24 protein-coding genes are annotated in these 23,303 nt (G+C 62.9%); 9 read left to right on the forward strand and 15 right to left on the reverse strand.

The annotated features are described in order from the left end of the window. Window positions 1-2: 2 nt before the first annotated feature. A complete protein-coding gene (locus V6M61_RS19810; RefSeq protein WP_332778323.1) occupies window positions 3-344 on the reverse strand; it encodes a zinc ribbon domain-containing protein YjdM in 342 nt (113 codons plus the stop codon). A 95-nt stretch (window positions 345-439) separates the two neighbouring features. After that, window positions 440-913 carry an Lrp/AsnC family transcriptional regulator gene (locus V6M61_RS19815; protein ID WP_332778324.1) on the reverse strand — a complete coding sequence of 158 codons (474 nt, stop codon included), beginning with the start codon at window positions 911-913 and terminating at the stop codon, window positions 440-442. A gap of 180 nt (window positions 914-1,093) precedes the next feature. On the opposite strand from V6M61_RS19815, the gene V6M61_RS19820 reads away from it, so the two are divergent. The 6 genes from V6M61_RS19820 (at window position 1,094) to V6M61_RS19845 (ending at window position 6,691) form a co-directional block, all read left to right on the forward strand. Then, on the forward strand, window positions 1,094-2,230 hold the full coding sequence (locus V6M61_RS19820; protein ID WP_332778364.1) for a M20 aminoacylase family protein: 1,137 nt from the start codon (window positions 1,094-1,096) through the stop codon (window positions 2,228-2,230). 23 nt (window positions 2,231-2,253) lie between these two features. Further along, complete coding sequence (locus tag V6M61_RS19825) at window positions 2,254-3,492, forward strand: diaminopropionate ammonia-lyase (RefSeq protein ID WP_332778325.1); 1,239 nt, start codon at window positions 2,254-2,256, stop codon at window positions 3,490-3,492. Between the two features lie 621 nt (window positions 3,493-4,113). Further along, on the forward strand, window positions 4,114-4,782 hold the full coding sequence (locus V6M61_RS19830; RefSeq protein WP_332778326.1) for a toll/interleukin-1 receptor domain-containing protein: 669 nt from the start codon (window positions 4,114-4,116) through the stop codon (window positions 4,780-4,782). A 50-nt stretch (window positions 4,783-4,832) separates the two neighbouring features. Further along, window positions 4,833-5,348, forward strand: coding sequence for a hypothetical protein (locus V6M61_RS19835; RefSeq protein WP_332778327.1), 516 nt, complete (start codon window positions 4,833-4,835; stop codon window positions 5,346-5,348). A gap of 84 nt (window positions 5,349-5,432) precedes the next feature. Further along, window positions 5,433-5,768 (forward strand): DUF6980 family protein, encoded by a 336-nt coding sequence (locus V6M61_RS19840; RefSeq protein ID WP_332778328.1) that lies wholly within the window; start codon window positions 5,433-5,435, stop codon window positions 5,766-5,768. Window positions 5,769-5,866: 98 nt separating this feature from the next. Next, window positions 5,867-6,691, forward strand: a complete 825-nt coding sequence (locus V6M61_RS19845) for a hypothetical protein (protein ID WP_332778329.1) — start codon at window positions 5,867-5,869, stop codon at window positions 6,689-6,691. 110 nt (window positions 6,692-6,801) lie between these two features. Here V6M61_RS19845 and V6M61_RS19850 read toward each other — a convergent pair whose 3' ends face one another. The 7 genes from V6M61_RS19850 to mnmG form a co-directional block, all read right to left on the reverse strand. Further along, the gene (locus V6M61_RS19850) at window positions 6,802-7,281 is read right to left on the reverse strand and encodes a BON domain-containing protein (RefSeq protein ID WP_332778330.1); all 480 of its coding nucleotides are present in this window, start codon (window positions 7,279-7,281) and stop codon (window positions 6,802-6,804) included. A gap of 21 nt (window positions 7,282-7,302) precedes the next feature. Continuing rightward, window positions 7,303-8,238 (reverse strand): ParB/RepB/Spo0J family partition protein, encoded by a 936-nt coding sequence (locus tag V6M61_RS19855; RefSeq protein ID WP_332778331.1) that lies wholly within the window; start codon window positions 8,236-8,238, stop codon window positions 7,303-7,305. A 40-nt stretch (window positions 8,239-8,278) separates the two neighbouring features. Beyond that, window positions 8,279-8,830: an RBBP9/YdeN family alpha/beta hydrolase gene (locus V6M61_RS19860; protein ID WP_332778332.1), complete on the reverse strand. Its 552-nt coding sequence runs from the start codon at window positions 8,828-8,830 to the stop codon at window positions 8,279-8,281. A gap of 96 nt (window positions 8,831-8,926) precedes the next feature. Beyond that, window positions 8,927-9,814 carry a ParA family protein gene (locus tag V6M61_RS19865; RefSeq protein WP_332778333.1) on the reverse strand — a complete coding sequence of 296 codons (888 nt, stop codon included), beginning with the start codon at window positions 9,812-9,814 and terminating at the stop codon, window positions 8,927-8,929. Beyond that, complete coding sequence (locus V6M61_RS19870; protein ID WP_332778334.1) at window positions 9,811-10,437, reverse strand: LysE family transporter; 627 nt, start codon at window positions 10,435-10,437, stop codon at window positions 9,811-9,813. Before V6M61_RS19870 ends, V6M61_RS19865 begins: the two co-directional genes overlap by 4 nt. A gap of 254 nt (window positions 10,438-10,691) precedes the next feature. Further along, window positions 10,692-11,360, reverse strand: a complete 669-nt coding sequence (rsmG, locus tag V6M61_RS19875) for a 16S rRNA (guanine(527)-N(7))-methyltransferase RsmG (RefSeq protein WP_332778335.1) — start codon at window positions 11,358-11,360, stop codon at window positions 10,692-10,694. Further along, window positions 11,357-13,390, reverse strand: a complete 2,034-nt coding sequence (gene mnmG / locus V6M61_RS19880; protein ID WP_332778336.1) for a tRNA uridine-5-carboxymethylaminomethyl(34) synthesis enzyme MnmG — start codon at window positions 13,388-13,390, stop codon at window positions 11,357-11,359. The genes rsmG and mnmG overlap by 4 nt, the downstream gene beginning before the upstream one ends. Before the next feature lie 463 nt (window positions 13,391-13,853). Here mnmG and V6M61_RS19885 point away from each other — a divergent pair, with 463 nt between their 5' ends. Further along, window positions 13,854-14,054 carry a hypothetical protein gene (locus V6M61_RS19885; protein WP_332778337.1) on the forward strand — a complete coding sequence of 67 codons (201 nt, stop codon included), beginning with the start codon at window positions 13,854-13,856 and terminating at the stop codon, window positions 14,052-14,054. A gap of 30 nt (window positions 14,055-14,084) precedes the next feature. On the opposite strand, the gene V6M61_RS19890 is transcribed toward V6M61_RS19885, so the two are convergent. Next, window positions 14,085-15,395 carry a HipA domain-containing protein gene (locus tag V6M61_RS19890; protein ID WP_332778338.1) on the reverse strand — a complete coding sequence of 437 codons (1,311 nt, stop codon included), beginning with the start codon at window positions 15,393-15,395 and terminating at the stop codon, window positions 14,085-14,087. A 20-nt stretch (window positions 15,396-15,415) separates the two neighbouring features. After that, window positions 15,416-15,640 carry a helix-turn-helix domain-containing protein gene (locus tag V6M61_RS19895; protein ID WP_332778339.1) on the reverse strand — a complete coding sequence of 75 codons (225 nt, stop codon included), beginning with the start codon at window positions 15,638-15,640 and terminating at the stop codon, window positions 15,416-15,418. 181 nt (window positions 15,641-15,821) lie between these two features. Here V6M61_RS19895 and V6M61_RS19900 point away from each other — a divergent pair, with 181 nt between their 5' ends. After that, window positions 15,822-16,400, forward strand: coding sequence for an NADPH-dependent FMN reductase (locus tag V6M61_RS19900; RefSeq protein WP_332778340.1), 579 nt, complete (start codon window positions 15,822-15,824; stop codon window positions 16,398-16,400). Window positions 16,401-16,411: 11 nt separating this feature from the next. On the opposite strand, the gene V6M61_RS19905 is transcribed toward V6M61_RS19900, so the two are convergent. Then, complete coding sequence (locus V6M61_RS19905; RefSeq protein WP_332778341.1) at window positions 16,412-16,732, reverse strand: DMT family transporter; 321 nt, start codon at window positions 16,730-16,732, stop codon at window positions 16,412-16,414. Window positions 16,733-16,825: 93 nt separating this feature from the next. On the opposite strand from V6M61_RS19905, the gene V6M61_RS19910 reads away from it, so the two are divergent. Next, window positions 16,826-17,212, forward strand: a complete 387-nt coding sequence (locus tag V6M61_RS19910; protein WP_332778342.1) for a winged helix-turn-helix transcriptional regulator — start codon at window positions 16,826-16,828, stop codon at window positions 17,210-17,212. Here the strand turns inward: V6M61_RS19910 and V6M61_RS19915 are convergent. From V6M61_RS19915 to V6M61_RS19925, 3 genes are read right to left on the reverse strand one after another with little or no spacing between them, the layout of a single operon-like run. Then, complete coding sequence (locus V6M61_RS19915) at window positions 17,209-20,331, reverse strand: efflux RND transporter permease subunit (RefSeq protein WP_332778343.1); 3,123 nt, start codon at window positions 20,329-20,331, stop codon at window positions 17,209-17,211. The two genes, V6M61_RS19910 and V6M61_RS19915, sit on opposite strands and share 4 nt — an antisense overlap. Then, window positions 20,328-21,953 carry an efflux RND transporter periplasmic adaptor subunit gene (locus V6M61_RS19920; protein WP_332778344.1) on the reverse strand — a complete coding sequence of 542 codons (1,626 nt, stop codon included), beginning with the start codon at window positions 21,951-21,953 and terminating at the stop codon, window positions 20,328-20,330. Before V6M61_RS19920 ends, V6M61_RS19915 begins: the two co-directional genes overlap by 4 nt. Further along, window positions 21,950-23,236: a TolC family protein gene (locus V6M61_RS19925; RefSeq protein WP_332778345.1), complete on the reverse strand. Its 1,287-nt coding sequence runs from the start codon at window positions 23,234-23,236 to the stop codon at window positions 21,950-21,952. The genes V6M61_RS19920 and V6M61_RS19925 overlap by 4 nt, the downstream gene beginning before the upstream one ends. Window positions 23,237-23,303 lie beyond the last annotated feature (67 nt).

Genomic DNA, 23,303 nt, shown 5'->3' on the forward strand with positions numbered 1-23,303 from the left:
GTTCAGGCCTTCCTCAGGTAGCAGGCTTTCAGCATGAAGCTGCCGGCATCCATTTTGCAGTCCACCTCATGGTCGCCGCCGACCAGGCGAATGCTTTTGACCTTGGTCCCCATTTTGAGGGTGATGGACGAGCCCTTGACTTTCAGGTCCTTGATGAGCACCACGGCGTCGCCGTCGGCCAGCACGTTGCCATTGGCATCCTTGACCACGGCGTCTGCGCTGTCATCAGCGTCTGCGGCCTCCAGCATGGGCCATTCATGGCCGCAGTCGGCGCAAACATAGTTGTCGCCGTCCGGGTAGGTATTCTCCAAAGCGCATTGGGGGCAGGCTGGGATGGTGGGCATGGTTCTGTTCAGATCGCAAATAGTTGAGACACCCTGGAGTATCCATCACGGACCGACAGCGCCCTGCCGTGGCGAATGAAGGCCACATGCCACTATCACTGCGCCGGCGCTGCCAGCGGTATCTTCGTCTCGAACTTGGAGCAGTTCATGGCGAAGGTGCTTTTGAAATTGCGCACGTTGTTGTTTGATGAAAACACCTCACGCGTGAACGCGTGGTAGCGCTCCATGGACGCCGAGTTGACGATCAGCAGGAAGTCGAACTCGCCCGACACTTCATAGCACGCCATCACGTCACCCTCGGCGGCCATCTTCTTCTCGAAATTGCGCAGCAGCGCGTCGTTCTGCTTGTCCAGCTCGACCGAGACGAACACCGTCAAGGGCCGGCCGACGCGCAGACGGTCCACGATGGCCACCTCCTTGAGCAGCACCCCGTTTGCCTTGAGTTGGGCAATGCGCCGCTGGCAGGTGGCGGGCGAGGCGTGCACCTGTTCGGCCAGCGTGCGCAGCGGCACGGTTGCGTCCTGCTGCAGCAGGTTCAGGATCTGGGTGTCGAGCCGGTCCAGGGTCATGGAAAGCCTCACAAGCTGATTGATCGTGGGAAATTATTTCACCAGATTTGTATTAATGAGTCAAAGAACTCAAATCTCATCTGTGATTGATAAATCGTCTCAACCATGCTTCCTAAGATCAGTGCATGGATCACCCGACACTGGAGCCCGCCATGACCCCCCTCTGATTTCGAGCCGCAACTGGTTCGCTGGCGTCACCACCTGCACCGCCACCCCGAAACAGGGTTTGAAGAAGTACGCACCGCCGACTATGTGGCCAGCGTGCTCAAGGCGCTGGGCCTGGAGGTGCACCGCGGCATTGGCGGCACCGGCCTGGTGGCCAACCTGACGGTGGGCGACGGCAAGGGCGTGATTGGCCTGCGCGCCGACATGGACGCGCTGGCCATCACCGAGACGGCGCAAGGCCGGGCCCATGCCTCGCAGACGCCGGGCCGCATGCACGCCTGCGGCCACGACGGCCACATGGCCATGGTGCTGGGCGCGGCCCAGCTGCTGCGCGAGCGGCGCAACTTCAATGGCACGGTGCGCTTTATCTTCCAGCCGGCCGAGGAGCATGGGCGCGGCGCCAAGGCCATGATGGACGATGGCCTGTTCGAACGCTTCCCGGTGGACGAGATCTATGGGGCGCACAACATGCCAGGCCTGCCGGCCGGCCACTTTGCGACCCGCGCGGGCGGCATCATGGCCAGCGAGGACAACTTCGTCATCCACGTGAAAGGGCGCGGCACCCACGCCGCGCGCCCGCACATGGGCGTGGACCCCCTCGTGATTGCCGCCGAGATCGTGCTGGCGCTGCAGACCATCGTCTCGCGCTCGCTGGACCCGAGCCTGCCGGCGGTCATCTCCTGCACCGAGTTCATCACCGATGGCATCCGCAATGCCATTGCCTCCAACGTGATCATCAAGGGTGACACGCGCAGTTACGCGCCCGAGGTGCAGGCCTTGCTGGAACAACGCCTGCGCGAGGTCAGCGTTGGCATCTGCCGCACCCACGGCGCCGAATGCGCGTTTGAGTACACCCATGAGTTCGCACCCACCGTCAATTGGGACCAGTGTGTGCCCACGGCCCTGGCTGCGGCCACCGCCGTCGCCGGGGCCGACAAGGTGGATGGCAACGTGCAGCCCATGATGATCTCCGAGGACTTCGGCGCCTTTCTTCGCGTGGTACCGGGTGCCTTTGTGTTCATCGGCAATGGCGACAGCGGCGCCCCAGGCGCAACGCCGCTGCACAACGCGCGCTACGACTTCAATGACAGCGTGCTGCCCGTCGGCGCGCGCTACTTCGCCGAGCTTGCGCGCATCCGCTTGCCGCATTGATGCCCGCCTTGAAAGACCTTCTCATGCTGATCCCCAACCCACTCGTCCGGCGTGGCGCCTATGACGCCGCCCTGCATCAAGTCATGAACATAGCCCAGGCGCGCGAAAGCCGGCGCTGGCTGTCGCACTGGTCGGTCCTGAATCCCGGCGCCACGCCGGTCTGGCAACTGCCGCAACTGGCGCAGCGCCTGTCGGTCGGGCAGATCAGCGTCAAGGATGAATCAAGGCGCTCGCCGCTGGGCAGCTTCAAGGTACTGGGCGCGCCGATTGCCCTGCTGCGCCTGATCCAGCGCCGCTGGCCCGACAGAACCTTCAAGCCGGAGGACCTGCTGGCCGGCCGGCATGCGCAGGACTTGAAAGACTTGGTGGTCATCAGCGCCACCGACGGCAACCACGGCCGCGCGCTCGCGGCCGCGGCCAAGAGCCTGGGTTGCCGCTGCGTGATCGTGCTGCACGCCCAGGTGAGCGTTGAGCGCGAAGCACCGATCGCGGCCTTGGGCGCCGAGATCGTGCGCATCACCGGCAACTACGACGATTCCGTGCAGGAAGCCGCCCGCCTGGCAGCGGCCAAGGGCTGGCAGGTGGTGTCTGATACGTCCTATGAGGGCTACGAGGAGATTCCGCGCGACGTGATGCAGGGCTATGCCGCCATCGTGGATGAACTGCTGGAGTCCGAGGCCGCTGCCGCACCCTGCCCTTACACCCACGTAATCCTGCAGGGCGGCGTGGGCGGCCTGGCAGCAGGCATCGTCAGTTACCTCTGGGAACGCTACGGTGCCCGGCGGCCAACCTTCATCGTGGTCGAGCCACAGCAGGCCGACTGCCTGTACCAAAGCGCGCGGCTGGGTCGCCCGGCCACGGCCACCGGCTCGGTCGACTCCGTGATGGCAGGCCTGGCCTGCGGCGAAACCTCGCCGCTCGCATGGCGCTTTCTTCAGCCGGCCGTGGACTTCTTCATGACGGTCTCCGACGAACAGGCGGTGGACGCCATGCGCACGCTGGCTTCGGGCGAGGCCGGTGATGTCCCCGTGCTGAGCGGCGAATCAGGCGCTGCAGGGCTGGCGGCCCTGAAGGTTCTGGCGGGCTCGCCAGCGTTGCGCCAGCAAACCGGTCTGGGCCTCGATGCACGCGTGCTGCTCATCAGCACCGAGGGCGCCACGGCGCCTGCCGTGTATGCGCAGCTAACGGGCCGTTCCGCCCCCTCGGTGCTGGCGGCGCAGGCCGAGTGGCTGGCCAGGAACGCGAACTTACTGAGCCACTGAACCAGCAGCTGGTGGCGGGCGCCGCAGATTAGCTATTCTTTTGATAGCCGTCAACGCCTAATTGGCAAGGGCCAAGACCATTTTTCATCACAAGACCCGAACACGCCGTTCTTGATGCGGCCGCTCTCGCACTCGCATCACGCAGCGCCTGACCCGCCAACGCCCGGTACGGCCAGAAGCGGGCGGCCACGCCGGACACCACGCTCAAGGGGCCGGCGACTTTGCCAAATCCAATATACCGGTGCGTTTAACCTAGAAACGGCAGTTGAATGCGCCCGAGTGCGCCGTGATCGGCGTGCCAGGCAAGGCGAGACAACGCAGTGGGCTTCTGCCCACAAGGCGGAACAACGCAGCATGGCGCGTCGAGCACGGTGCAATCGGGCGCATAGCGCTATCACCCAGAAGGTGAACGCGATCGAAGGGCGAAAAGTCAATGTGCATGCGGCTTTCCTGAAGTTTGCGAGCGGTCAACTGCTGTTTCTAGGTTTACCCAGTCGATTGGTGTAACCTCTTGTCAATCATGAAGAAGCTCGAAAACTGCGCGCCATGTTATCCGGCAAGCTGCCGGTTATTTCCGCGGTTTTGCGGGAAACATCAAATTAGACCTCACAGGAGATCATCTTGGCCCGTACGAGCGACCGCGACCTGTTCTTGAAGCGACTTGCGAAGCTCGCGGGAAATGACGGAGGCTTCGTGAACAACGAGAGCCTTCGCACCGAGCTCAATTGGGAGAAAGCCAAATACCGGGCGATACACAGCTCACTCAGGCAAGAGGAGCAAATCGTCGTGAAGCGCGGGCGGGGCGGCTTGGTGGCACTCGCTGGGAACAAGAAGACAGAGCGGCTTCGGCTCTTCGTGTCCTACAGCCACATCGACAAGGACTTGAAAGATCGGCTCGTTCGCCACCTCCGTCCGCTTGAGCACGAGAACTTGGTTGAGGTTTGGGTGGATCATCAAGTCCAAGCTGGCGATGATTGGGACAAGGAGATCGCCAAGAAACTGTCTCAAGCGGACATCGTGCTGACACTTGTGAGCATCGATTTCATTAACTCGAAGTACTGCTACGACATCGAGCTTGAGAAGGCGCTTGAGCGCGAGGCGGACGGCGAAGCGAAGGTCATTCCCGTGATTCTTCGAAGTTGCCTCTGGACTAAGTCGCCGCTAGGTCGCCTCAAGGCGTTGCCTACCGACGGCAAAGCAGTGACGACGTGGCATGACATTGATGAAGCACTTACTGTGGTTGCCTCTGGTGTGCGTGACGCCGCGATCTTGCTATTGGAGAACGCATGAGGTCTAACCCCTCCATCGAGCGGACGTTATGCAGCACAAAGGCTCTCTCAATGATTAATCAGATTGCGCAAATAGCTGCCTTCGCAGTGCTGCTGGCGGGACCAGTTGCATTCGGATTGCTTGGTAAGCCAACCGAAATGAGTCTATGCATATTGGCAGCCGCCATCGGCTTAGCGTTTTCGAATATCGAAAAACTTAAGCGCTTCAAAGGCGCTGGCTTTGAGGCAGAGATGCTCGAGAAACGAGTGGAAGTCATGATGGCGAAGGAAGCGGAGCCAGCGCCTGAAGCAGCGAGCATTGGCATCACGGTCAAAGCCTATGGCCTTGACGAAGCGACACGCAGAGTCGTGAAAGCCCTTGGCAATTCGAAGTACACGTGGCGCACAGCTGGTGGAATAGCTCAAGAGACAGGTCAGACGACTAGCACTGTCAAGAAAGCTCTGGACTGGCTTAGTATCAATGATCTAACTGTTCAGGCAGGAGCTGGGAAGGTCGCAAACTGGGGACTGTCAGAAGAAGGCAGAAATCTCTATAACAGCATTTCGGCGTCTAGTGATGCTGCATAACTGGTCGCTCGACGCGGACACGCAACATCAGGAAGCCGCTTCGCGGCATGTCTTGCGTGCCGGTCAGCTCCAACGTTAAAGCTTATGACCTTCTCTCTCGTCCTGACCGAAGAGCGGCTATATGCCAAAGAACATTGTTGCTCGGAAATGTCTGAGCAGGTCAACATGTCCGCCCTGGATGCAAAAAGCCCCTTACTCGGATCGACAGACAAGCGGATTTATTGGTCGCCTGTCTTTAATGAATATGGGCTTATCTGTCAGCCTTCGGCCGAAGTTCTTCAAATTCAGCACTGTCCCTTCTGCGGCGTTCGTCTTCCTGAATCCCGACGTGACCAGTGGTTTGAACGGCTGGAGAGCAAAGGCTGGAAAACATGGGGTGACCCAATACCAAACGAGCTACTGTCACATGAGTGGAAGTAGCTTTAACCAGTTGCTCCATCGAATGGCTTCGCCGTCCGCTGAGCGCCAACGTTGATCCCTCATAAACACGCAACATAGCTGTTCGTTGAGCCTTGCAAATGTCGCCTGATCCGCTGAATCTCCACATTGACCTCGTCGCACTTCAGGCGACTTTCTTCCGGCGCCTTCAGCATCAACTTGACGTGACGAAGGTGCTTCAGGTCGGCTGTGATCAGGTAACTGCCGAGCAGATCGCGGAGCAACGCGAATTCGGAAGCTTTGTGCCCGCCAACGGGGCGCAACTCAAACACGAAGATGCCAAGGCAGAGGCTCAGGACTGGTTGCTAAGGGGGTTCCTCAGAGATGCAATCGAAGGAACGGGGCTCTTTCTCGACGAGTGCCTCCAAGTCTGCGAAGTATTGCCAGTCGCGGCAAAGGGGTCTGCTAACGGCGCTGAGCTTCACAGAATCTTCCATGAGCTCCCGCGCACGAACCACCGTCTCCACTTACCGCAGAAGCTTAAGAAGCTTGAACGGCAGTTTGGCGTTTCAACTCGCTTCAACGCGAACGTATTAAGCCTAAACAAGGCCCGAACTTGCGTCGTGCACCGACTTGGCACGGTCTCCACGCTAGACGTAGACGAAACGGGAACCCTCAAACTCTTTTTTCTACATGCCAAGCTCGTTGCACGAGGCCAAGAGACTGGTCAGGAACTCGTCATTGATCAGCCAGGGGTAGCGACCACGGAAGATTCCATGCTGGAGCTTCATTTCGTTGACAACGAGCGTACCTTTCAACTCGGTGAGCGGGTTCGGTTGCAGGCGCACGAACTGTACGACACGATCATCACTCTGTGGCGCTTCGGCTTGGCCGCCGCTCAGGCGCTGGAATCCTACGGGAGGTCACTTGGAATACAGTTCCCTTCGCCACCAAACAAGGTCTAACTGTCGTGTCGGTTCAACGCGGTCGGTTAACCTGGGCGTTATCGCGATTTCATGCGTTGGTACAAGAACAAGTACCCAGCTGACTATGCACTTCTCTTCTAGCGCGAAGGCTACTTGGCCAGCGGGTAGCGCGGCGCCTCACCGGGCACGCCCAGGTAGTTGATGACGCCCATCACGTCGTCCACCAGCCACACGGCTTTTTCCAGCGCATCGGCCTGTTCTTTGGATTGCACGCAGCCCAGCAGCGTGACCAGCCGGCGTTCGCCCACCACCCACACGCTGGTGTCGTTGAAGCGCCCGTCGAGCCGGATGTACTGCTCCACGCGCGGAATCATCTCCCTGTCGTACAGGTAGGAGTTGGGCAGGCGGCAGCGGCCCGAGCGGTAGCAGCTGGTGCCGTGGTGAGAGCGCACATGGGCCGCGTCGCGCGCCTCCTGTTCGGTGTACAGCGGGCCGGCGGGAACCGGGCAGGCCGCGATGGCCGAGGTGACCTGCACGAACGGGTCGTCAAACGCATTGCTGCGCTGCTGGGCCGCCGTGGGCAGCGCCACGGCCAGCGTGCAGGCCAGGACCCATGCCACAGGTTTCATGCGCCCTCCTTTAGAGCCTGTTCACGCTTTATTGGGGCCGCGCAGGCGATCGATCAGGCCGTTGAGTTCGTCCAGCGAGCCAAACTGGATCGCCAGCTCGCCCATGTCTTCGCGCCGGCCATTGCGCTTGACCTGTTTTTTGACGCGCACTTCCACCTCGGCCATCAGCAGATCGGCCAGTTCTTCTTCCACGCGGCGGATGTCGCGGGACTTCTCTTTGGTGGCTTTTTGCGGCTTGAGTGAAAACTCGGCGCCCAGTTTCTTGACTAGGCTCTCGGCCTCGCGCACCGACATTTTCTTGGCGGCAATCTGGTTGGCAGCGGTGATTTGCGTCGCCCTGTCCAGCACCAGCAGGGCCCGGGCGTGGCCCATGTCGAGGTCACCGGCCATCAGCATGGTCTGCACCGGGTCGGCCAGATTGAGCAGGCGCAGCAGGTTGCTGGCGGCGCTGCGGGAACGGCCCACGGCTTGCGCGGCCAACTCGTGAGTGAGCCCAAACTCCTTGGTCAGGCGTTGCAGGCCATAGGCTTCTTCGAGCGGATTAAGGTCTTCGCGCTGGATGTTTTCAATCAACGCCATGGCCGCGGCCGACTCGTCGGGCACGTCGCGCACCAGCACCGGCACGCTGTCCAGGCCGGCCAGCCTGGCCGCGCGGAAGCGCCGCTCGCCGGCGATGATTTCGTACTTGCCGTCGTGCGCGCCGCTGTTCAGGCGCCGCACCAGGATAGGCTGCATGATGCCCTGCATCTTGATGGACTCGGCCAGCTCGTACAAGGCGCCTTCGTCCATGCGGGTGCGCGGCTGGTACTGGCCGGCCACCATGTCGGTGAGCAGCAGTGAAGCCGGCAGGCCAGGGGCGCTGTCGGCGGCGCCGTCGGCGCCTGCCGACTCGCTGACCTTGGGGCCCAGCAAGGCTTCCAGTCCGCGGCCCAGGCCTTTTGGTTTTTTGGTGACCATACTCTTCTCGTCTTTCTCTTCAATCAAATTCAGGCGGGGCTTAAAGCTGCGTCAGCGCACGCAGCCGTGCATGGGCTTCGGGCCAGTCACCCAGGCCACTCTCGGCATTGAGGTGGCCGCGCGGGCCGGCATCTATCAGCTCGGCCCCCCAGGCCGCGGCGAACAGCAGTGCCCGCTCCGGCGCGCAGAAAGGGTCGTCGCTGCTGGCAAAGACGACGGTTTTAAAAGGCAGCAAGAGCCGCGGCACCGGGGCCCAGCCCGGCAGCATCTGGCGCACGTCGTCGCGCTCTACATCGGGCGGCGCCACCAGCAGCGCGCCCTTGACGCGGTGCGTATTTTTGGAATGGGAAGCCCATGCCGCAATGTGCATGCAGCCCAGGCTGTGCGCCACCAGCACGGCGGGCCCATCACGCTCGACATCGCAGGCCAGCAGCACGTCTTCAAGCCGCGCAATCCAGTCGCCGCGCAGCGGCCGCATCCAGTCGTGCTGCTCCACGCGCTGGTAGGCGTGCGTGCGCTCCCAGCGGCTTTGCCAATGGTCGGGGCCGCTGTTTTGCCAGCCGGGCAGGATCAGGACGTTGGATGCTTTCATGCTGGCGAGAAACTTATTTGCTATTATTTTGATAGCTGATTGCTCAGGTATTGCTTGGGCTAGGGCCAGATTTGGCATTGAACCCGCTTAGCATGCTCACATGGCCTTGATGCGCAGCACCATTTCTTCGGCAAACGTGACGAAGGCCTGCGCGCCTTTGGAGGACGGGTCGAACACCACGCCGGGCAGACCGTAGCTGGGCGCTTCGGCCAGGCGCACGTTGCGCGGGATCACGGTGTTGAACACCTTGTCGGAAAAATGCTCCTTGAGCTGGTCGCTGACCTGCTGCTGCAGGGTGATGCGCGGGTCGAACATCACCCGCAGCAGGCCGATGATCTGCAGGTCCTTGTTGAGGTTGGCATGCACCTGCTTGATGGTGTTGACCAGATCGGTCAGCCCCTCGAGCGCAAAGTACTCGCACTGCATGGGCACGATCACGCCGTGCGCGCAGCACAGGCCGTTGAGGGTCAGCATGGAGAGCGAGGGCGGACAGTCGATCAGCACGAAGTCGTAGTGGCTGCGGACTGCTTCGAGCGCCAGCTTGAGGCGCTTTTCGCGCCGCTCCACCTCGACCAGCTCGACCTCGGCGCCAGCCAGCTCGCGGTTGGCGCCCAGCACGTCGTAGCCGCACTTCTCGCTTTTCACCCGGGCCTCCATCACCGAGGCCGATTCGAGCAGAACGTCGTAGACCGTGAGCTCGAGCTTGCGCTTGTCCACGCCCGAACCCATGGTGGCGTTGCCCTGCGGATCGAGGTCAATCATCAGCACACGCTGGCCGACCTTGGCCAAGCCCGCTGCCAGATTGACTGTGGTGGTGGTCTTGCCCACCCCGCCCTTTTGGTTGGCAACGCAGAATATTTTGGCTTTCCTGGCCCCCACGCTTGTCACTTCGTGTACTGCGCTGCCCCCCGAGGGGGCTAATTTTTCTTGGGGCGGCCCTTCGAAAAATTGTTCATTGGGCGATTGCTTGAGTTCTGTGTTCATTTAGAGATCGCCAGTTTGATGCCGAAGCCGACCAAAAACACGCCCGCCAGCTTGCCCAGCGCAGACGAGATTTGCGGGTTGGCCTTGATGCGCTCGGCCAGAAAGTGGGTGAGCAGCACCGCCACCAGGCCGTAGAGAAAGGTCAAGAAGGCAATCGTCGCCGCCATCACGCCAAAGGTTTTCAGACCCTGGTGCTGGGCCGGATCGACAAACAGCGGGAAGAAGGCCATGTAAAACACAATCGCCTTGGGGTTGAGCAGGGTGATCAGCACAGCCTGGCGAAAGTAATGGCGCGGCCTGATTTGCAAAATCGGCGCGTCGCCGGGCTTGGCGATCAGCATCTTGATGCCCAGCCAGGCCAGGTAGGCAGCGCCCAGCCACTGCACGGCACTGAACGCGGTCGGATACGCCGCCATGACAGCCGACACGCCGGCCACGGCAGCCCAGAGCAAGACCTGGTCACCGGCTATGACACCCAGGGTCGCGCCCAGACCGCCAGCGATGCCGCCCTTGCTGGTGGAGGTAATCAGCGCCAGATTCCCGGGACCGGGAATGAGCAGAAAAATGATGATCGCAAAGACAAAAGCACCGTAATCGGCAACGCCGACAAATGAGCCCAACATGGAATTTCCCCTCGAGGTAGAGGGCTTGAGTTTACAGGGTGTGGCCCCCACGCTTTTGGCTTCGCCGCTCTTCGAGAACACTTCGTGTAATGCGCTGGACGTGCCACTGCGAGACGCAGCGGTTCTTCCGTCCGTCCAAGCCTGCGCAGGCAGGCTTGGAGCCGCGGACGTCAGCCCCTCGGGGGCCGTTGCACCTGCGGCCCGGCAAAGCCGGTTTCGCGGCCCCGGCTGGTGCAGACCCCCTTGTGCGCTATTTAAGAGAGTTGCAGGCTGGTTTTTTTCCGCAGCCAGACAATGCAGCGCTCGGCGCCCAGCCCCGGCACGGTCAGTTGTTCCACGTGAAACACTTCCACGTCCGGTGGCAAGACGGCCATCTCGTCCGCCGGGTGCTTGCCCTTCATGGCCAGCCAGACGCCCTGCGGCTTGAGTGCCTGACGCGACCAACGGGTGAAATCCGCCAGCGAGGCAAAGGCCCGCGAGCAGACCACGTCATAAGGTTCGGTGATGGCTTCTACCCGCGCATGCAGGCCGGCCAGGTTGGGCAGCTTGAGCGCCAGCGCCGCCTGCTTGATGAAGGCGGCTTTTTTGGCCACCGTATCGACGCAGGTCACGGCGACGGCCGGGCAGCAAATGGCGATCACCACACCCGGCAAGCCGGCACCCGAGCCCACGTCAAGCAGACGACTGCCCTGCTCCAGCCCGGCCTGTTGCAGATGGCGCTGCAAAGGCGCGACGGCCGCCAGGCTGTCCAGCAGGTGGTGCGTCAGCATTTCAGACGGGTCGCGCACCGCCGTCAGGTTGTAAACCTGGGTCCACTTGGCGATCAGGCCCTGGTAGTCCAGCAACTGGCCGACCTGTGCGTCGGTCAATGCCAGCCCCAGCGCGCCCAGTCCGGCGCGCAAGTCCTTCTCGGCCGCCGTCATCCCGCCACCGTCTGGTCAGCAGCTTGATCAGCGGTTTGGCTTTGCGCGGTGTTTTTCCAGAGGTTCTTTTTCAGGTGAATCAGCAGCAGCGAGATAGCGGCCGGTGTGATGCCGGAGATGCGCGAGGCCAGGCCCAGCGTCTCGGGCCGGTGCTTGGCCAGCTTTTGCCGCACCTCAAAACTCAGCGCCGAGACCTGCATGTAGTCCAGGTCGGCCGGCAGCTTGAGGTTTTCGTAAGTAGCAGCGCGCTCGACCTCGGTTTTTTGCAGGTCGATGTAGCCGGCGTACTTGGCGGTGATTTCGATCTGCTCGACCACACTTTTGACCAAGTCGGCCGACAGGGCCGTGGCCGAGGCGGTTTCACGTGAAACATCCACCGCGCCCACGGCAATGTCCGGGTTGGCATATTTGCCCCCATCCAGCGACATCAGCCCCGCGTAGTTCACGTCCGGGCGGCGCAGCAGATCGGCCAGGTTGTACTCGCGTTCAATCGCCTTGCCCAGCACCCGCTCGGCCTCGGCCGCCGGCAAGTTGTTGGGGTTGACCCACAGGGAACGCAGCCGTTCTGTTTCACGTGAAACAGCATCGCGCTTGCGGTTGAAGGCGTCCCAGCGGGCATCGTCGACCAGGCCCATCTTGCGCCCCGCTTCGGTCAGGCGCATGTCGGCGTTGTCTTCGCGCAGCTGCAGGCGGAACTCGGCCCGGCTGGTGAACATGCGGTAAGGCTCGGTCACCCCCTTGGTGATCAGGTCATCGACCAGCACGCCCAGGTAGGCCTCGTCGCGGCGCGGCAGCCAGGCGTCTTTACCCTGGCACTGCAGCGCGGCATTGATGCCGGCAAACATGCCCTGGGCCGCCGCCTCTTCATAGCCGGTGGTGCCGTTGATCTGCCCGGCAAAGAACAGGCCGCCGATGGCGCGGGTCTCAAACGTGGTTTTCAGCGAGCGCGGGTCGAAGTAGTCGTACTCGATGGCGTAGCCGGGCCGCAGAATGTGGGCGTTTTCCATGCCGGCCATGGAGCGCACCAGCTCGTACTGGATGTCGAAGGGCAGGCTGGTCGAGATGCCGTTGGGGTAGATCTCGTGCGTGGTCAGGCCTTCGGGCTCCAGGAAAATCTGGTGGCTTTCCTTGTCGGCAAAGCGGTTGATCTTGTCTTCCACGCTCGGGCAGTAGCGTGGGCCCACGCCGTCGATCTTGCCGGTGAACATGGGGCTGCGGTCAAAGCCGGAACGGATGATCTCGTGCGTGCGCTCATTGGTGTGGGTGATCCAGCAGGGCATTTGCTGCGGGTGCGGGATGCCCGCGCCCATGAAGCTGAATACCGGCACCGTGTTGCCGACGCCGCCGGGCATGCCGTCGCCGGGCTGCACCGTGCATTTGGAAAAATCGATGCTGCGGCCGTCGATGCGCGGCGGCGTGCCGGTTTTCAGACGACCCTGCGGCAGCTTGAGCTCTTTCAGCCGGCTGGAGAGCGACACGGCGGGCGGGTCCCCTGCCCGGCCGGCGGCATAGTTGTTCAGCCCGACGTGGATTTTGCCGTCCAGGAACGTGCCCGCCGTGAGCACCACCGTGCGCGAGCGAAACTTGATGCCGACCTGCGTGACGGCGCCCACCACGCGGTCGCCCTCCACCATCAGGTCATCGACGGCCTGCTGGAACAGCCACAAATTGGGCTGGTTTTCCAGCATGCGGCGGATCGCGGCCTTGTACAAAATGCGGTCGGCCTGCGCCCGGGTGGCACGCACGGCCGGCCCCTTGGAGCTGTTGAGAATGCGGAACTGGATGCCGCCTTCGTCGGTGGCCAACGCCATCGCGCCGCCCATGGCATCGACCTCCTTGACCAGGTGGCCCTTGCCAATTCCGCCAATCGAGGGGTTGCAGCTCATCTGGCCCAAGGTCTCGATGTTGTGCGAAAGCAGCAAGGTCTTGCAGCCCATGCGGGCAGCGGCCAACGCGGCCTCGGTGCCAGCATGACCGCCACCGACCACGATCACGTCAAACTCTTGCGGATAAATATAAGGCGATTGCATCACGCCTCCTTCAATAAAGCGGCCTTCAGGCCAGATGCCTGTACGCCATGGAGCTGCACTATGTCGGCGGCCACGTCGCCGCTCACGCCGGCTGCGGCTGGCGCGCCGACACGCCAGGCCGCATGCAACAACGCACAGGCCTTGCCTGTCCCGAAAGGACCAAAGATCAATTTTATCAGGCAGGCCTTGTTTCGTGCCGCGTACGGACAATAGCGCCTCGCCACCCTGACGATGACCCAGGCCGGTCATTTTGCTATGAATTTTATAGCTATAACCACATATTCCACGCGGGCTCGATGCCAAAAAACCTTGAGAAATTCGTTGAAACCCGTGTTCACCGGTGCCGGCCAGGAACGGGCTTGCCAAATGCCGGCTTCTGTTGCCCAATCGGGTCCGGGTGCTCACCACTGCATATCGATCACAAGGATGCAGGAGAATGGGCCCCTTCAGAAAGGGATAAACCGTGACTGATACCCAGAAACTGATCCTCGTTCTCTTCGCCATCGGCGTGGTGCTGGCCCTGGTCAAACTGTTCCGCGTGTTCAACTCGCCCGACGGCGAGCGCTACCTGCGCATGCGCATGCAGGGGCCCTTCGTTCCGCTGGATCCGCAGGACCAGGAAAACGGCGGCAGCAAAAAAGCCAGTACCGCCACCAAATCCTAAAGCCTGGCATGGCCCGGCGGGCCGCCCCCATCAATTCGCCGGCCGCCCTCTTTTTGCCGCCAAATTGAGTTGCAGCCGGTCGCAATGCTCCGCGACCAGGGCATGAACCCGCTGTACAAGCTCTGCGCCAGTTTCCTCGGCCACGGCAGCCGCCACCCTGGGCAATGCTGCCATCATGCGCTTGAGCAGGTTTGCGGCCAGGCGCTGCAGCAGCACCTCGGGCACCGCGCAGTCTTTGGCCAGTTGTGCCCAGTGGCTGCGATCCAGCACGGCAAAGTTGCTCTCCCCTCCAATGGTTTGAGCCATGTCGTGGTAACCGTACACCGCACCGCAAACCAGGTCGTACAGCGGCGCCACACTCATACCCACCTCTAGCTCCAGCGCCTGATGCGTCTGGCGCAGCGGATTGACCAAGAACGAGATGTTTTTGGCATGCGCATCGCTGTTGCCAATGAGGTAATTGAACAGCACCCAGTTCAGAAGGGTGGTTTGCGCGCCAGCGGGGATACGGCACAGCTGTGCCAGCTTGACGATATCGGCCACGCTGGCACCAGGGGGCGCGTATTCGTAATGAGGCTCCTCATACTTTTGCTCCGGTGGCAGGTTCAAAGCCTGGCACCCGTCGATCTGATGAATGCGACGCAAGCCCCCCGAGATCGGCACATCCCATAGACGGTCATAGCGCTGGACCAGCAGCACCGGTTCCGGCAGTTTTTTGAACAGCGTATCGGGCACGTCCAAGCCGACGGCGCGGGCGAGTTGCATGCAGAAATACTCATTGGCAACAATATCCCCATGCTTCGGATCGCCCACCTTCAAAATGTGCGATGTGGGTGCCGCGTCGATGGGCAGCTCAAAGCCCTCGTCCAGCGTGAGGTAGATCCCCAGCTTGTTTTGCACGCCGGCCAAAGACATGCGGCGCTTGCCTTGCCAGAACATCAGCGGCACATCTTCGGCCCTGGCCTCGGTAATGCGCTGGTTCAGGTCCAGAGCGGAAACAGGCTGATAGGCCTGATCGGGCTTATCCGGCTGATCCGGGGTTTGCCCTTCTTCGGTCAGCACCAGCGCGCCGGCACAGTCCCGTCCTACTTTTTTCAGAATGCCAAAGACATCATGCTTGCTGACCTGGTGCGCGCGCGACAGACTTTCCAGTGCATGCCCTTCAGGCAGCAAATTGCTGAAGAAATTCCTGACAGCAGCACCGCGCGTGGCCTCGCCGAGCGGCAAATGTGGTGAAAAAGCATAACCCCCGTTGCCCTGCCACCAAGGCGTGTAGGTCAACTCAAACGCCTCATCAACATGGTGCAAGGTGGCGGCGTGCCCGCCTTCAACCCAAATCATCAAGCCATCGGCCGGCGCATTCACGGTGCAGCCCCGATGACCAGATGGATGCCAAACTGGCGCGCCACATGCACCGCCTTGTCAAATTGCACGGTCGGCTTGCCGGTTTCCAGCGCCTGCAAAAATTTGACACTAACGCCGCATGTCGGTGCAGCGACCGCCAAAGTCAGACGGGCCGCCATACGCCGCTCCCGGATGGCGGCACCCAGGTCTGCTGTAGAGCTAATGGGGATAAAGAGAGTCATTGAATTTCTCCGTTCGGTGGATATTTTTATGCCACATGGGAAAAGATCAAAAATATCCCCGATCGGAGAATTTTAATCGTGTTTTATAGTTAAAACACATAATAAACACCGATCGTACATAATTAACTCTGCTCATCTCAAGCTTGCACATTCACCTTGCTGCCCCGGCACAATAGCGGGCATGAAACTTCTCATCTTTGCCGGCAGCACTCGCCAGAACTCCTTCAACCGCAAACTGGCCCACGTCACGGCAGGGCTGGCGCGCGCCAGCGGCGCCGAGGTCACCCACATCGAGCTGGCTGACTTTGACATCCCGATGTACAACGCCGACCTCGAGGCCAAGGGCACGCCGCCCGACGTGATGAAGCTCAAGCAGATCATGTTCGAGCACCCGGCCTGGATCATCTGCTCGCCCGAGTACAACGCGAGCTACTCCGCCCTGCTCAAGAACACCATCGACTGGGCCTCCAGCCCGGTCAAGTCCGACCCGGCCTGGACCGACGAATTCAAGTTCTCGCGCGGCAAGGTGGTCGGCATCCTGAGCGCCTCGCCCGGCGCGCTGGGCGGCCTGCGCTCGCAAAGCCACCTCGCGCCGCTGCTGCTCAATGTGGAATGCTGGGTCGCCCCGCGCAACTTTGCGTTGGGCCGCGCCGGCGAGGCGTTTGACGCACAAGGCCAGCTGGTCAATGACGCACACCGCAAAAACGTGCAGGCGGTGATCGACCAGGTGCTGTTTGCCAGCCAGCGCCTGGCGGCGTAAGGCCGCGGTTTTCAGGCGCCATCCATCAGCCGCAGGCCGACCATGCCGGCCACGATGAGGGCAATGCAAAGCAGGCGCAGCGGCGAGGCGCCCTCGCCCATCCACAAGATGCCGATGGCCGTCACCCCGACCGAGCCAATCCCGGTCCAGATGGCATAGGCGGTGCCCACGGGCAGGGTTTTGACGGCATGCGTCAGGAAAAAGATGCTGGCCCCGGCCGCGGTGACACCCAGCACGCTGGGCCAGAGCCGGGTCCAGCCGTGGGACGATTTGAGGAGCAAGGCCATCGCGATTTCGACAATGCTTGCGGCGATTAAGGTGATCCAGGCCATCGTTAAATCCTTCTTTCTTCAGTCAAGTGAGTTGATGAGCCGCAAGCTTAGGTTTACGATTACTCGCAGGCAAGTACGCACCTTTTGGTAACCATGAAATTAAGCCCTGAGCCATCCACCCATGGCACAAATGTGTTTAGCCAGGCCTGCCCTTCCCGCCAGGCGCTGGAGCTGGTCGCCAGCAAATGGGCGCTGCTCATCATTCCCGCGCTGGCGGCCGGGCCGATGCGCAACAACGAGTTGCTGCGCAAGATTGAAGGCGTGTCGCAAAAAATGCTGACGCAAACCTTGAAGGAGCTGGTGCGCAACGGCCTGGTGCTGCGCACCGATCACCAGACGGTGCCGCCGCATGTGGAATACCAGCTGAGTGCACTGGGCATGTCCCTGAGCGAAACGCTGATTCCGCTCGACCACTGGGCCGAGCGCCACCACAAGGCCTTGCAGGCCGCCCGCAGCCGGTTCGACGCCTCGTTCAATTAAGGGCGCGGCCGGCGCATCAGCAAATACGCCGCCGGAATCACGAACATCGACAGCAGTGGCGCGGTGATCATGCCACCGACCATGGGCGCGGCGATGCGCTGCATCACTTCCGAGCCGGTCCCCGTGCCCCACATGATGGGAAACAAGCCGGCCAGGATCACCGCCACCGTCATGGCCTTGGGCCGCACGCGCAGCACGGCACCCTCCCGGATGGCATCGCGCAAATCGGCCTCGCGGGTCTTGTCCTGCTCGATCCGTTCCTCCCAGGCATTCTTCAGGTACAGCAGCATGATCACGCCGAATTCGGCCGAGACGCCGGCCAGCGCAATGAAGCCCACGGCCCCGGCCACCGACAGGTTGTAGCCCAGCAGGTACAGCAGCCAGATGCCGCCCACCAGCGCAAACGGCAAGGTGGCCATGATCAGCAGCGCCTCGCCGAAGCGCTTGAAGGTCAGGTACAGCAGCACGAAGATGATGAGCAGGGTGAAGGGCACCACCACCTTGAGCTTGGCCGTGGCGCGCTCCAGGAACTCGAACTGACCGGACCAGGAGATCGAGTAGCCCGGCGGCAGCTGGACCTTTTCGGCGACGGCTTTTTGCATGTCCCGGACCGCCGAGCGCAAGTCGCGCCCGCGAATGTCCACATAGACCCAGCCCGACAGCCGGGCGTTCTCGCTGCGCAGCATGGGCGGGCCATCGGTGATGCGGATGTCGGCCACATCCGACAGCAGCAGCCGCGCGCCGCGCTCGGTGACGATGGGCAGGCTGCGCAGTTTTTCCAATGAATCGCGGATCTCGCGCGGATAACGCACATTGATCGGGAAGCGCTGCAGGCCTTCGACGGTCTCGCCGATGTTCTCGCCGCCCACCGCCGAGCTGATCACCGACTGCACGTCGGCGATGTTCAGGCCGAAGCGGGCGGCGGCATCGCGGCGGATGTTGACGTCCACATAGCGCCCACCGGTCAGGCGCTCGGCCAGCGCACTGCTGACACCCGGCACGTCTTTCAGCGCGCGCTCGATCTCGCCGGTCAGCCGATCAATCGTGACAAGGTCGGTGCCGGCCACCTTCACGCCCACCGGGCTCTTGATGCCGGTGGCCAGCATGTCGATGCGGTTGCGGATGGGCGGCACCCAGATATTGGCCAGGCCCGGCACCTTGACGATGCGGTCGAGCTCTTCCACCAGCTTGTCTTGCGTCATGCCCGGGCGCCATTGCTCGCGCGGCTTGAACTGGATGGTGGTCTCGAACATCTCCATGGGCGCGGGGTCGGTGGCGGTTTCGGCGCGGCCGGCTTTGCCGTAGACGCTGGCCACTTCGGGCACGGTCTTGATCAGGCGATCGGTCTGCTGCAGCAGCTCGGCCGCCTTGCCAGCCGAGAGTCCCGGCAAGGCCGAGGGCATGTAGAGCAAGTCGCCTTCGTCCAGCCGCGGCATGAACTCGCCGCCGATGCGCTGCAGCGGCCAGAGGCTGGTCAGCAAAATGACGCCGGCGGCCAACAAGGTGAGTTTCGGCGCACGCAGCACCACGTCCAGCAGAGGCCGATAGAGCGCGATCAGGAAGCGGTTCAGCGGGTTGCTCTTTTCATCGGGAATTCGCCCGCGGATCAAGTAGCCCATCAGCACCGGGATCAGCGTGACCGACAAACCGGCCGCCGCCGCCATGGCATAGGTCTTGGTGAAGGCCAGCGGCGAGAACAGGCGGCCTTCCTGGGCTTCCAGCGTGAACACCGGGATGAAGGACAGCGTGATGATCAGCAGCGAGAAGAACAGCGCCGGCCCGACTTCCGCCGCCGCGTCACCGATGACCCGCCAGCGCGCCTCGCCCCGCAGCGTTTCGCCCGGATGGTCGTGGCTCCAATGCTCCAGGTGCTTGTGGGCGTTCTCGATCATCACCACCGCCGCATCGACCATGGCACCGATGGCGATCGCAATACCGCCCAGCGACATGATGTTGGCGTTCACCCCCTGGTAGTACATGACGACGAAGGCGGCCAGAATGCCCAGCGGCAGCGAGATGATGGCCACGAAGGCCGAACGCAGGTGGAACAGGAAGAGGAAGCACACCACGGCCACAACCAGGAACTCCTCGAACAGCTTGTGCGTCAGGTTGTCCACGGCGCGTTCGATCAGGCCGGAGCGGTCGTACACCGGCACGATCTCCACGCCTTTGGGCAGGCTGGCCTGCAACGACGCGAGCTTGGCCTTCACGGCGGCAATGGTTTCCAGCGCGTTCTTGCCGGAACGCATCACGATGATGCCGCCCGTTGCTTCGCCTTCACCGTCAAGTTCGCCGATGCCGCGCCGCATTTCCGGGCCCAGTTGGATGCGAGCCACGTCACCCAGACGCACCGAGACGCCGGCCGGCGTGGTCATCAGCGGGACAGAGCGGAAATCGTCCAGGCTCTGCAGATAGCCCGAGGCCCGCACCATGTACTCGGCCTCACCCAGTTCCAGCACCGAACCGCCGGCCTCCTGATTCGCCTTCTGCAGCGCCTCCACGATCCGGGTATGCGGGATCGCGTAGGCAGCCAGCTTGTCGGGATCGAGCACGATCTGGTACTGGCGCACCATGCCGCCCACCGAGGCGACCTCGGCCACGTTCGGCACCGTCTTCAGCTCGTACTTGAGAAACCAGTCCTGCAGCGCGCGCAGCTGCGAGGCGTCCTGCGTGCCGCTGCGGTCGACCAGCGCGTACTGGTAAATCCAGCCCACGCCCGTCGCATCCGGCCCGAGCGAGGCCTTGGCTGCCGCCGGCAGGCGCGACTGCACCTGGTTCAGGTACTCCAGCACCCGCGAGCGGGCCCAGTAGAGGTCGGTGCCGTCCTCGAACAGCACGTAAACGAAGGAGTCGCCGAAGAAGGAGTAGCCGCGTACCGTCTTGGCGCCGGGCACCGACAGCATGGTCGTGGTCAGCGGGTAGGTGACCTGGTTTTCGACAATGCGCGGGGCCTGCCCGGGGTAGGTGGTGCGGATGATGACCTGCACGTCGGACAGGTCGGGCAAGGCGTCCAGCGGCGTCCTGAGCACCGAGTACACGCCCCAGGCACTCACCATGAGGGTGGCCAGCAGCACCAGGAAGCGATTGGCGATGGACCAGTGGATGAGACGGGCAATCACTTTTTACCCCCTGCGGTCCCTGGCGCAAAAGCCATGGGAGAGACGCGGGTCAACTGAGGCAGTCCGTCCGCATCCATGTAGAACTCAAACGTGACCCGATCTCCTGCCTCCAGCTTGCGCGGCAGCGCCCCGGCCGGCGGCAGCTTGAAGTCCATGGTCATGGGCCCCCACTTGAGCGAGGGGATGGCGCCATGGGACAGTGTGATGGCGTCTTTGGCTATGGCCTCCACCTTCGCTTCGCCTTCGTGGCGCGCGGCGGTGTTGGCCGCAGCCGGCTTGGGCGCCTCGTTCAGCCGGGCTTCCACGCCCCTGAGGCTGGCCTCGGAGTCGATCAGGAACTGCGACGACACCACGACACGCTGGCCGGCCTGCAGACCGCGCTTGATCTCGGTCTGGCCGCCGCTTTCAATGCCCGCTTCCACCTCGACCGGCCGGAAGCGGCCGTTGTCTTCCGCCAGCATCACCACCGTGCGCTTGCCGGTCTGGATCACCGCCTCGGTCGGAACCAGCAGGGCTTTTTCGGCGCGCATGTCCATGAACTGCATCTGCACGAACATGCCAGGCACCAGGCGTGCGCCTGGGTTGGCCAGCTCCAGACGGGCCTTGAGCGTGCGCGTGGCCGGGTTGACCTCGGGCAGGATGGCCTGCACCTTGCCGTCGAAGGTCGTGCCAGGCAGCGCCGGGCTGCGGGCCTGCACCTTGGCGCCCGGGCGCAGCAGGGCCGACTGGCTCTCGGGCACCTCGGCGTTGGCCCACACGGTGGACAAGCCGTTGATGCGAAACAGCGTGGTCCCGGCCGTCACGGTCATGCCTTCGCGCGCCAGCAGTTCCACCACCACGCCGCCCAGCGGCGCCGTCACCGTGACGCGCGCCTGCGCCCTGCCACTGGCTTCCACGTGGGCGATCTGCGCGTCGCTCATGCCCGCCTGGCGCATGCGCTGGCGGGCCCCATCGACCAGCGGCGCCAGGTCCTTGCCCTGCATGCTGCGCAGCGACAAAAACTCCTCCTGCGCTGCCACCCAGTCGGGCACATACAAATCCACCAGCGGCTGGCCCTTGGCCACGCGGTCCAGCGTGGCACGCACATGCAGCCGTTCCACATAGCCCGTGGCGCGCGCCTGCACGATGGCCTGGTCGCGTTCGTTGAAGGCAATGCTGCCCACGGCAGCAAGCTGCGGCGACAACATGCCTTCGGTCACTGCGGCCGTGCGCACGCCCAGGTTCTGCTGGATGCGCGGGCTGACGGTGACCTGGCCCTGGTCGGCGTCACCCCCGCCATAGACCGGCACCAGCATCATGTCCATGAAGGGCGACTTGGCCGGCTTGTCGAACTTGTTGCCCGGCACCATGGGGTCGTGGTAGTAAAGAATCTTGCGGCCGCTGACCGGATCGGTGTCGCCCGCCTTGAGGCCGGCGCTGATGTGGCGGCGGGTCGCTTCTTCGCCCTCAGCGGTGCTCTGGGGGCCAGCCGAGGGCGCAACACTCTGGCTACCGGTGTTGGCGGGCGCACTGGTGGCAGCCATGGTGCTGCCGCGTTTCATGCCCAGGCTGTAAAGGCCGTAACCGGCCGCGACTAGCAAGCCGGCCGCAATCAGTGCGGCAATGAGGAACTTCTTGTTCATGGTTGGTCCTTGGCGGGCGTTGCAGTGCCGTGGTCGGGAATCAGAAAATTGAGCTGGGCCCAGGAGCGCGCCGTTTCCATTTCAAGCGTCAGGGCCTGCAGGTGGGCATCAATCTCGTCGCGGCGCGCGGCCAGCGCACCGGCCAGGTCGCCCTTGCCGGTGCGGTAGGCCGTGAGGGCCGCCTCGGCGCGCTGCCGGGCCGTGGGGACCAGTTCGTCACGGTAGCGGGCCACCCGGTCCTTGCCGGTTTGCCAGTCGTTGAGCAGGCCGCGCACCTCGGCTTCACGGCTGCGCAGCATGTCTTCGTAGCGCGCCTTGGCCTCATTGACCATGGCCAGCTTGGCGGCCACCTCACGGTTCTGGCGCTTTTGCTGATCCCATTGCAGCGGGATCGATACGCCGATCGAGAGCATGTTGGAGTAGGCCGAGCCGCGCTGGCTGTAGCTGGCCTCGACACTCCAGTCGGACCGCTTGTTGGCCTGAGCGAGCCGTGCTTCGGTGTCAAAGGCATCCATCTCGGCGCTGATGGCCAGCAGATCAGGGTGCTGCTTGAGGTGCTCGCTCGAAACCTCGCCCCGCAGCGGCGTGCTTTGCCACGGCGGCGGCCCGGCGGGCGATCGCTCGGCGGCGGCAGCGCCCACCCATCGGGCCAGCATCAGGCCGGCACTGCGCAACTGGCGATCGACCTGGCTGAGACGGTCCTGCAACCCGATCACGGCGGCGCGGGCCGCGAACACGTCAGCCTGGCTGCCCCGGCCGCTGCGAAAGGCAATGTCGGCGGACTGCACCTGCAGCCGGGTTTCCTCGATCTGCTGCCCAACCAGTTCGCGCATGGCCTGGGTGTAGTAGCGGTCCAGCCAGGCCAGCGCCGTGTCGCGCTGCACATTGGCCAGCGTCCGCTGCCGCTCTGCCTGCACCCGTTGCGCGTCACGTTCAAACCGCTCGGCCCTGAGCTGGCGTTTTTCGGCGCGCGGAATCTCCTGCATGACGCCAATGCGGCGCATGGTCATGAAGTCGCGCGTCAGGCTAAGGCGGTCCGCGCCGTTGAGCGGCAGGTTGTCGACGCCCAGCTTGAGCACGGGGTCAGGCAGCTGGCCGGCCGCCACGGCCTGCTCGCGGGCGGCCGTGGTGAGCGCATCCTGGGCCACCAATTGCTGGGACTGGCCCACGGCAATGCGCTGCGCCTCCACCAGGGTCAAGGGGTCGGCAGACCATGAGGGCGGCCCCATGGCAATCATCAGGGCGGCAAGAGCGGCCCGGTCAATCGGAAACGAAATAGACATAAAACCTCCAGGGCACGAATAACGTCCTGTCGATGCATCAGAAATGCATTAAACAGGGGCTAGACGA

Origin of the sequence: Polaromonas sp. (assembly GCF_036676035.1) — a bacterium.
Taxonomy (GTDB): domain Bacteria; phylum Pseudomonadota; class Gammaproteobacteria; order Burkholderiales; family Burkholderiaceae_C; genus Polaromonas.

Excerpts from the sequence above, each read along its gene's own strand:
- V6M61_RS19810 (WP_332778323.1), bottom strand. The coding sequence starts at position 344 with ATGCCCACCATCCCAGCCTGCCCCCAATGCGCTTTGGAGAATACCTAC.
- V6M61_RS19815 (WP_332778324.1), bottom strand. The coding sequence starts at position 913 with ATGACCCTGGACCGGCTCGACACCCAGATCCTGAACCTGCTGCAGCAG.
- V6M61_RS19825 (WP_332778325.1), top strand. The coding sequence starts at position 2,254 with ATGCTGATCCCCAACCCACTCGTCCGGCGTGGCGCCTATGACGCCGCC.
- V6M61_RS19835 (WP_332778327.1), top strand. The coding sequence starts at position 4,833 with ATGATTAATCAGATTGCGCAAATAGCTGCCTTCGCAGTGCTGCTGGCG.
- V6M61_RS19840 (WP_332778328.1), top strand. The coding sequence starts at position 5,433 with ATGACCTTCTCTCTCGTCCTGACCGAAGAGCGGCTATATGCCAAAGAA.
- V6M61_RS19845 (WP_332778329.1), top strand. The coding sequence starts at position 5,867 with ATGTCGCCTGATCCGCTGAATCTCCACATTGACCTCGTCGCACTTCAG.
- V6M61_RS19850 (WP_332778330.1), bottom strand. The coding sequence starts at position 7,281 with ATGAAACCTGTGGCATGGGTCCTGGCCTGCACGCTGGCCGTGGCGCTG.
- V6M61_RS19855 (WP_332778331.1), bottom strand. The coding sequence starts at position 8,238 with ATGGTCACCAAAAAACCAAAAGGCCTGGGCCGCGGACTGGAAGCCTTG.
- V6M61_RS19860 (WP_332778332.1), bottom strand. The coding sequence starts at position 8,830 with ATGAAAGCATCCAACGTCCTGATCCTGCCCGGCTGGCAAAACAGCGGC.
- V6M61_RS19865 (WP_332778333.1), bottom strand. The coding sequence starts at position 9,814 with ATGAACACAGAACTCAAGCAATCGCCCAATGAACAATTTTTCGAAGGG.
- V6M61_RS19870 (WP_332778334.1), bottom strand. The coding sequence starts at position 10,437 with ATGTTGGGCTCATTTGTCGGCGTTGCCGATTACGGTGCTTTTGTCTTT.
- rsmG (WP_332778335.1), bottom strand. The coding sequence starts at position 11,360 with ATGACGGCGGCCGAGAAGGACTTGCGCGCCGGACTGGGCGCGCTGGGG.
- mnmG (WP_332778336.1), bottom strand. The coding sequence starts at position 13,390 with ATGCAATCGCCTTATATTTATCCGCAAGAGTTTGACGTGATCGTGGTC.
- V6M61_RS19890 (WP_332778338.1), bottom strand. The coding sequence starts at position 15,395 with ATGATTTGGGTTGAAGGCGGGCACGCCGCCACCTTGCACCATGTTGAT.
- V6M61_RS19895 (WP_332778339.1), bottom strand. The coding sequence starts at position 15,640 with ATGACTCTCTTTATCCCCATTAGCTCTACAGCAGACCTGGGTGCCGCC.
- V6M61_RS19900 (WP_332778340.1), top strand. The coding sequence starts at position 15,822 with ATGAAACTTCTCATCTTTGCCGGCAGCACTCGCCAGAACTCCTTCAAC.
- V6M61_RS19905 (WP_332778341.1), bottom strand. The coding sequence starts at position 16,732 with ATGGCCTGGATCACCTTAATCGCCGCAAGCATTGTCGAAATCGCGATG.
- V6M61_RS19910 (WP_332778342.1), top strand. The coding sequence starts at position 16,826 with ATGAAATTAAGCCCTGAGCCATCCACCCATGGCACAAATGTGTTTAGC.
- V6M61_RS19920 (WP_332778344.1), bottom strand. The coding sequence starts at position 21,953 with ATGAACAAGAAGTTCCTCATTGCCGCACTGATTGCGGCCGGCTTGCTA.
- V6M61_RS19925 (WP_332778345.1), bottom strand. The coding sequence starts at position 23,236 with ATGTCTATTTCGTTTCCGATTGACCGGGCCGCTCTTGCCGCCCTGATG.